7 protein-coding genes and 2 pseudogenes are annotated in these 7710 nt (G+C 67.1%); 4 read left to right on the forward strand and 5 right to left on the reverse strand.

What is annotated here, in order from left to right:
- Positions 1-252: 252 nt before the first annotated feature.
- Positions 253-1317, reverse strand: a complete 1065-nt coding sequence (locus tag ACZ6I1_RS33065; protein WP_469292637.1) for a YihY/virulence factor BrkB family protein — start codon at positions 1315-1317, stop codon at positions 253-255.
- 785 nt (positions 1318-2102) lie between these two features.
- Here ACZ6I1_RS33065 and ACZ6I1_RS33070 point away from each other — a divergent pair.
- Together ACZ6I1_RS33070 and ACZ6I1_RS33075 are read left to right on the forward strand one after the other, a co-directional pair.
- Positions 2103-2543 carry a VOC family protein gene (locus ACZ6I1_RS33070; protein WP_469292638.1) on the forward strand — a complete coding sequence of 147 codons (441 nt, stop codon included), beginning with the start codon at positions 2103-2105 and terminating at the stop codon, positions 2541-2543.
- 261 nt (positions 2544-2804) lie between these two features.
- Positions 2805-3443 carry an HAD family hydrolase gene (locus tag ACZ6I1_RS33075; RefSeq protein WP_469292639.1) on the forward strand — a complete coding sequence of 213 codons (639 nt, stop codon included), beginning with the start codon at positions 2805-2807 and terminating at the stop codon, positions 3441-3443.
- A 52-nt stretch (positions 3444-3495) separates the two neighbouring features.
- Here ACZ6I1_RS33075 and istB read toward each other — a convergent pair.
- Positions 3496-4314 (reverse strand): annotated as a pseudogene (gene istB, locus ACZ6I1_RS33080) (IS21-like element helper ATPase IstB).
- 207 nt (positions 4315-4521) lie between these two features.
- On the opposite strand from istB, the gene ACZ6I1_RS33085 reads away from it, so the two are divergent.
- Positions 4522-4692 carry a hypothetical protein gene (locus tag ACZ6I1_RS33085; protein ID WP_469292646.1) on the forward strand — a complete coding sequence of 57 codons (171 nt, stop codon included), beginning with the start codon at positions 4522-4524 and terminating at the stop codon, positions 4690-4692.
- A 408-nt stretch (positions 4693-5100) separates the two neighbouring features.
- Positions 5101-5340, forward strand: a complete 240-nt coding sequence (locus ACZ6I1_RS33090) for a hypothetical protein (RefSeq protein ID WP_469292641.1) — start codon at positions 5101-5103, stop codon at positions 5338-5340.
- Between the two features lie 243 nt (positions 5341-5583).
- Here the strand turns inward: ACZ6I1_RS33090 and ACZ6I1_RS33095 are convergent, their stop codons facing one another.
- The 3 genes and pseudogenes from ACZ6I1_RS33095 to ACZ6I1_RS33105 all read right to left on the reverse strand — a co-directional run.
- A complete protein-coding gene (locus tag ACZ6I1_RS33095; protein WP_469292642.1) occupies positions 5584-5979 on the reverse strand; it encodes a hypothetical protein in 396 nt (131 codons plus the stop codon).
- Positions 5980-6450: 471 nt separating this feature from the next.
- Positions 6451-6906 (reverse strand): hypothetical protein, encoded by a 456-nt coding sequence (locus ACZ6I1_RS33100; RefSeq protein WP_469292643.1) that lies wholly within the window; start codon positions 6904-6906, stop codon positions 6451-6453.
- A gap of 573 nt (positions 6907-7479) precedes the next feature.
- Positions 7480-7710: pseudogene (locus ACZ6I1_RS33105) on the reverse strand (DUF4232 domain-containing protein); the annotation flags it as partial.

A 7710-nucleotide genomic window follows, 5' to 3' on the forward strand; every position in this document is an offset into this window, starting at 1 on the left:
CGCGCGGCGCGCGCTGTCAGGGCCGGGGCCGGTCCTCGACGTCTCCGTACGGGAACCATTCCCCGGGTCGGCCGCCACGGAGGACCGGCAGCGCCATGGAGGTCGGCGCCCGCAGGCGGCATGCCCAGACCGAATCCAGGACGCCGTGCGCGCGGGGTCAGCCCGTTCTCGCCTGCCCGCAAGCTCGCCAGAGCATGCACAGTACTCCTGACCAGCGGCTTCCCTCACTCAAGCCGCCCGAGACCACCGCGCTCACTCCATTCGGCGGCGGTCTTCGTCACTCCACTTCCGGGTGTCACGTGGCGTGACGTAGGGTTCCTCGTCCTTGGGGTGGCCGCCGGCGATCGCCCGCTGGCGGGAGATCTCCGCATCGAACTCCAACCCGAGGAGCACGGCGATGTTGGTGATCCACAACCACACCAAGAAGATGATCACCCCGGCGAGGGTGCCGTACGTCTTGTTGTAGGAGGCGAAGTTCCCGACGTAGAACGCGAAGCCGGCCGAGGCGATCATCCAGATCGCGAGGGCGAGGAAGCTTCCCGGGGTCACCCACTTGAACCCGCGTCCCTTGGCGTTCGGCGCAGCCCAGTACAACAGCGCGATCATGACCGTGACCAGGAGGACCAGGACCGGCCACTTGGCGATCGACCACACAGTCATAGCAGTGTCACCGACCCCCAGAGCGGTGCCGACCTGCCGGGCCAGCCCACCGGTGAAGATCACGATCAGCGCGCTCGCACAGGCCAGGACCATCAGCGCCACGGTCAGACCCAGGCGCAGCGGCAGCACCTTCCACGCCGGACGGCCTTCGGGCATGTCGTAGACGGCGTTGGAGGTACGGATGAAGGCGGCCACGTACCCGGAGGCGGACCACACCGCGACAGCCAGGCCCACGATCGCCAGGATCGAGCCGACACCGGCATTGCCCTGCAGCTGCTGCACCGCACTGCTGATCACATCGCGCGCCTGGCCAGGGGTGAGCCGCTGAAGGTTGTCCAGGACCTGCTTGGTCGCCGACTCCCCGGCGATGCCCAGCAAGGAGACGAGGACCAGCAGCGCGGGGAACAGGGCCAGCACGCCGTAATAGGTCAGGGCCGCAGCCCGGTCGGCCAGCTCGTCGTCCTTGAACTCCCTGAAAGTGCCGCGAAGCACCGCCCCCCAGGACCGTTTGGGCAGCTCGCTGAGCTTGTCCGGTGCCCGCTCCTCCACCCGCTCATCCGGACCGGCAACCTTGTCCCGGTCCCCGTCAAAGCGATCGTGGTCGTCTCCGCGCTCTGGCTTCGGCTGGCGCTTCGGCTTCGGTGAGATGGGTGCCATACCTGGCGGCTTTCCACAACGGCGCAGCCCATGCATCCGCTCGTGACGGGCGACTTCCGCGCAGCCGCCCCTCGTGACGGCCGCCAACCCCTCGCGGGCCTCCCGGGACAGGTCCTGCTCGCAGCACGCTCATCGGCAGCGACACACGGTACCCGTCGAGAGAACCGTTTCGCCGCATATCCGCCGACCGGGGGTTGTCCCGACGCGCCACCTACATGCGCTTGCGCCGCACTGCCGCCGTACCCCTGGCTGTACCCGCCGCGGCGCTCGCCCCCGGGCGCGACCGGCACGCTGGCGCTGCCGCTCCGTCGGGTGCGGCCGTACCGGTCCCGGTCAGGGGACACGCCTGGTTCCGCGCTCACCACCCGGGTCACCGCCCTGAGCACCGACGGATCCTTCACGGTGACCCCCGCTCGGACGCAGCTCCCCGATCGATGCCGCCATCTCGTTCACCCGCGGCACCGACAACCAGCCGATGAACACCGGGGCGGTGCGCGTATCTCTGTACTCGGCGGTGCACACAGAAAAGTACGTGGACACGAGGCAGCATTGAGGAACGGGCGGGTACGGGCACGTTGCGCTCATCGTCCTCATTTGGGCGGCCACCTGCGCCACACTCACCCATCGGTGCTGGCGCCTGGCGCGCTGGTCTGCTGAGCGGTGCTGAGGCCTGATCCAGATCTTGTGGAGCTCGGCGGCCCGAAGATGTCGAGAACGCTCCACCGGCCCCGTCCCGGGACATCAGGGCCGCCACCGGCCGCACGACGAAGAAGGGAGAAACCAGCATGACGATTCAGCGGATGGACAACGTCGGCATCGTCGTCGAGGACTTGGATGCCGCCATCGCGTTCTTCGTGGAACTCGGTATGGAGCTGGAGGGCAGGGCGGAGGTCGCGGGCCGCTTCGCCGACCAGTGCACCGGACTCGACGGCGTCCGCTGTGACATCGCGATGCTCCGGACCCCGGACGGTCACAGTCGGCTTGAGCTGGCGAAGTACCGCAGCCCCACGGCGATCAGTGCCGGGCCGCGCAACCGGCCGCACAACATTGTCGGCACGCACCGCGTCATGTTCGCAGTCGACGACCTCGAGAACACCGTTGCCCGCCTGCGCCCTCACGGAGCCGAACTCGTCGGCGAAATCGCCCGGTTCGAGGACAGCTATCTGCTCTGCTACATCCGCGGCCCGGAGGGCATCATCGTGGGACTGGCCGAACAACTGAGCTGATGGCTTCGATCACTTCTTTCGACAGCGCTTGTTAACGAGTTTCGCGGTCAGCGTCCGGTCGATGGCTTCGCGGATCGTCACGAGCTTTGAAGGCACCTGCTGATTGGGGCGAGCCGGGTCGGTTGGATGCGACAGGGCTGTCACAAGCTTCGGAGATCGCTTGACCTTGCCCCAGAGGGAGAGATGACAGTATCTCTGCCGACCACATGAGCGGGCGGTCTGCGTCCGCCGGTCAGGCCAGAAGAAGAGGGGGAAGTTCGCGTGATCGCGACCTGCGTCATTCTCGACATCGGCGGCGTGCTGGAGATCACGCCGGGAACAGGATGGGTGCAACGGTGGGAAGAGCGGCTGGACCTGCCACTGGGCACTATCCATGAGCGTATGCACGACGTGTGGCGGGCTGGGAGCGTCGGAGACATCAGTGAGCAAGAGGTGCACGAGCAAGTGGCGGCCCGTTTGGGTCTCGACGCGCCCCGGGTTGAAGCGTTCATGGCTGATCTCTGGGCGGAGTATCTAGGGACGCCGAACGTGGAGCTCATCGACTATGTGCGAGGGCTGCGCGGAAGGTGCAAGCTCGGCATCCTCAGCAACAGTTTCATCGGCGCCAGAGAGCGGGAGACGACGCTGTATCACTTCGACGAACTGGTGGAGCAGATCGTCTACTCGCATGAGATCGGCATCGAAAAGCCTGACCTGCGTGCTTTCGAGGTCGCATGCACCAGCTTGGACGTGCGGCCGGAGAACTGCCTGCTCATCGACGATGTCGCAGTCATCGTTGAGGCCGCGCAGGCGGCGGGCATGCAGGCGCATCTGTTCGAGGACAACGCCGGGACCATCCGGCGCATCGCAGCTCACTTGGACGCCGGGCCGTTGGTACCAGGGCGTGTCCCACTCGGATGACGTCGGCCTGGCCGGTCTCCGGCAGCTGCCGGCCAAACGTTGAAGCGGTTGATCAGCCCGCTTCTGCGCGTTCCGCGCGGGCTCGGGTGCTGGCGAGGCGGTAGGAGTCGGCCGGTCTCGATGATGGTGCCGTTGAAGGTGAGGCGGTCGAGGATGGCCGCGCAGAGGCGGGGGTCGTCGAACGTCTTGGTCCAGCCGCCCGAAGGACTCGTTGGAGGCGATGGCGACGCTGTTCTTCTCCTCGCGTTCGGTCAGGACCTGGAAGAGGAGTTCGGCGCCGCGGCGGTCGAGTTCCATGTAGCCGAGTTCGTCGATGCAGAGGAGGTCGACGCGGCCGTCGCGGGCGATGGTCTTGGAGAGCTGCTTCTCGTCGGCGGCTTCGACGAGCTCGTTGACCAGCTTCGTCGCCAGCATGTACTTGGCCCGGCAGCCGGCCATTGCCGCGTCGGTTCCGAGCGATGAGCATGTGGGACCTGCCGGTGCCGGAGTCGCCGATCAGGCAGAGCGGCTCGCTCTTCTTGACCCAATTGCAGCTGTCGAGGGTGTGGATGGTGGCCACGTCGATGTTGGGGTTCGCGTCGAAGTCGAGGGTCCGCACCAACTTGTCCCGGGGGAAGCCGGTCGCCTTGATCCGCCGCTCAGAACGGCGCCGGGACCGGTCGTCGCACTCGGCCATCAGCAGCTCGGCGAGGAAGCTGCGGGAGGTCATCTGGTCCTTCAGCGCCCGGTCGGCGACGTCGGAGAACTCGTTTCTGATCGAGGGAAGCCGCAGCAGACGGCAGTCGGTGTCGATGGCCGTGGTGGCGGCCTGCTCGGTCGACCCTCGCTGGCGGGGCAGGGTCGGGCGGCGGACGCAGGATTGCTCGTGGATGCAGGGGTACTGAACGAGCTGCCGCAGGTGCCGATGGAGGCTTGCGCCGCTCGAAGTGGCCCAGGAATTCACTCCACTCCTCGTCGGTCGGGACGCGGTATTCATCGGTTGGCCGCATAGCTCGTCGACGAGCCAGTAAGGCCAGATGGGCTTGGACGGCCTCGTCGGGATAGACCGCCTTGTAGCCGAGGTGACGTTGATGTCCTGGTGTCCGGCGATGATCTGGGCGATGTGCGGGGGCAGGTCGCCGAAGACGGCGTCGGTGATGAACAGCCGGCGGAATTCGTGCGGCGTGAAGTGCAATGGGCCGCGGGTGACGGAGTCCGTCAGCCCGGTGTGTGCGAGCGCGGTGGTGAGCATTTTCCGGACGGTGCCTGAGCTGATCGCCCGGTTCTCGTAGCCGCGGTGTCGCTGGAACAGCAGTGGTGCAGGCGGGAATGGGTCTGAGTGACCGGGGACCAGCTCGTGCGTGAACAATCAGCGTGGGAGCACGCACCGCTGGTTAAACCCCCGCCTCGGCTGCCGACCCCTTGCCAAGAAACTGCTTCGCCGCCTCAACCGCTTCCTCGTTGAGTTCCGCGACGCCGACTCCCCAGGTCTCTTCCCAGCCGTCCAAGTTTTGCGCGCAGTGGACGAGGGGTTCCAATTCTGCCGGGTGGCGAGGTCATAGGCGATGTCTGCCCGGATGAGGTGGGTGGCGACCGCGGGATCCAAGGACCCCTCGGCGATCTGACCGGCCACCCAATAGGCCATCGCCCATTTCGTGGCCCGAGGGTCAGTGGGAGGGTGGAAGAGCAATCCCGATTCCTCCAGCACCTGGTCGAAGAGCGCTGGCGCCTCGGGCTCTTCGCTCCGGAGGAGACCGGCCAGCATGGCGAGGGAGGAACTCTCGACTCCGGCCATCAGCGCATCCAGCCCGGCCTGAATGTGCCGGTCAGACGCAACGTGCCCACCGAATGCCCTCGCGTGTGCGATGTGGCTGAGTTGCTTGAGAGCGTCGTCGCGGCCTTCTGGTTTGTTCGGTGATCACGACATGCGAACCCGTTTCCCGGCCTTCATCGCCCATGTCAGTCACGTCTTCGACGCGTGCGGCTTCCGGCCCGCGTGATCCGCTGCACTCGACTGCTCGACCTGGTCAACGCCCTGGACACCAGCTCGTTACCGCCGCGTTCTGCATGGACTCCGAAGCTGCCCTGATCTATCTGCCCGACCGTATTCATGAGACCCACTTGGCAACGCGGGCGGTGGCCCAGGGCTGCTGACCGCTGGTCAGAGTTCGTACGGGTAGAGAGCGATTTTCTCGCGCTCGATGAAGAGCTCCACCCACGTGCCGTCCACTCCTTCGGGCAGCGGATCTGCAAGGTCCAGCAGAATCTGCGAGCCGTCGAAGTCCAGCACGGCGGCGCCGTCCACGGTGCGGTTCAGCCGGCCCCGCAGGACAACGCAGTGCCCGCCAGGTCGGACTCCCGGTCCGCAATCGACAGCCGGTTTCGCGTTCCGCCCCCAGGTAATGTCCACGTCGACCGTCCACTCGACGTGGTACTTGCCAGGCTCCGCGGCTTGGTCGCCGCACCAGCGGACCATGGTCCCTCCGAACGGCATCCGGATCTGGGCCAGCCAAGGGCTCCAGGGAAACTTTGCGACCTTCACCAGTTCGACCAGCATCATCCGATCATGCAGCATCCGGGTTGCTGCCGGAACCCGTGAAGTCTCGGCGACGTCTGGCACAAGTTCGCCGGGACATGTGCGCTTTGGTGAGGCCGACGTTGGTCGTCAGGATCGCGGAGGATTTCAGATACCTCTGCTTGGCAGCGGGCTGAGAGTTCGGCCGCGGTCGTGAAGTAGACGCAGTGCCCAGCCTCGACCGCGGCCCGGCCCCAGTACGACCGACAGCATCGTCTTGCTGACTCCGGGCAGTCCGACGAACAGGACGTTCGCGAAGCAGCCAACTGGATCCGGCCGTGCTCCTGCCTGTCTCGACCGCATCCGACGCAGTCTCCCTGACCAGACACAACAGCTCGCCCAGACCTACGGCGCCCCGCGACCTGCCCCTGGCGGTGTTCACGGGAACCGGACAAGAACCGCTTTTCGTGAACACAGCCCGGCGGCTGACAAGGCGGGGCCATTGCCCGGCATTCATACGGACTCCTCCTGCGCCCGCTGCTGAGCGCGCAACCGCACCGTCCGCCGACGCACCAGGATCGAGACGCCGAGCAGGACGGCGACGCTTCCGGACAGGCCGGCGAGCAGGGCCAGGGAGGTCTCGCCGTCGGGATCGCCCACTCCGCTGGGGACGGGTTCGGTATCCAGCCATCGGAGTACCGCACGAGCCAGCACGATCGTCAACGTGCCGTGAACGAGCGACACCGCCCCCAGGACGGGATCCCACCGCCACGTCGGCTGTGGCTCCCGGACCCACGCCCACACGCCCGCGCTGACGAGCGACAGGGGAATGGCCAGGCCCTGGCCGGCCACCGATCCTGTGATCAGCGCGAGGCGCAGGTGGTCGGTGCCCTCGCCCCTCGGGCCGACCAGCAGAGCCGCGAAGCTCCCTATGAGGAGCCCGACTGTCAGGGCGCGGGTCCACAGCATGACGGAAGGATGCCTCACCCGAAGGTCCCGGTGCGGGTGAGGGGCTGCCCGAGCCTGCCCACCGCAGCGATCCCCTGCCAGCGCCAACCCGGCGAACCATGTTGTCAGAGAATGAGCGCAGCCAGCCGAATTGGGCCGCCTTGAGGCCGGCCATCTGCCGGCGGACGCTGCGCACGGAATGCCCACGCGTACTCCCGCCACTGCGTCGGTGAAGCCGGAGGCGAGGAGTCCGAAACGTTCTGGCTCGGCGGGGTGAGGCCGTTCTCCGGGCCTTCGGGGCGGTCCGGCGCCGGGCAGGACGGCGGAGTTCCACGTCTGCCAGCCACTGCGACCTGTGAGGCGACGATGCCGGCCTCGCGGGTGGACAGCACACCGCGGCCGGCATCGGAGCGCGCCCCGGTCCAAGCCCCGGCGGCCGCCACGCTACCGCCTGAGCTGTGCTTCGGCTGTGTCGTGGACAGGGACGTGGAGTGGGTCGGCAGGGGAGCCCTCACGGAGGCGCGGCCAGAAGCCGTCAGCTGCCATGTGCGGGTCCTCGTCAGCTCGGGGCGCAGTGGTCCCGGTTGAGGTGTGTCAGGACGGCATGATGAAGCCGAGGGCGAGGCCGGGGGCTGTGGTCCAGTAGGTGACGCGGGCACCGTCGTCGAACGCTACTCGGCCGGGCAGGTCGATGGTGACGGGCTTGCTGATGTTGTTGCCGGGGTTGGGGCCCTGGAGGCTGAGGGGGAGGGTGTTCGTGTCGTAGGTGTCCATGCCGCCGCCGCTGGCGAGCAGGGCTGCGTACGCCTTCTCACCGGGAGCGAG

Source organism: Streptomyces sp. NPDC046303, from assembly GCF_055588085.1.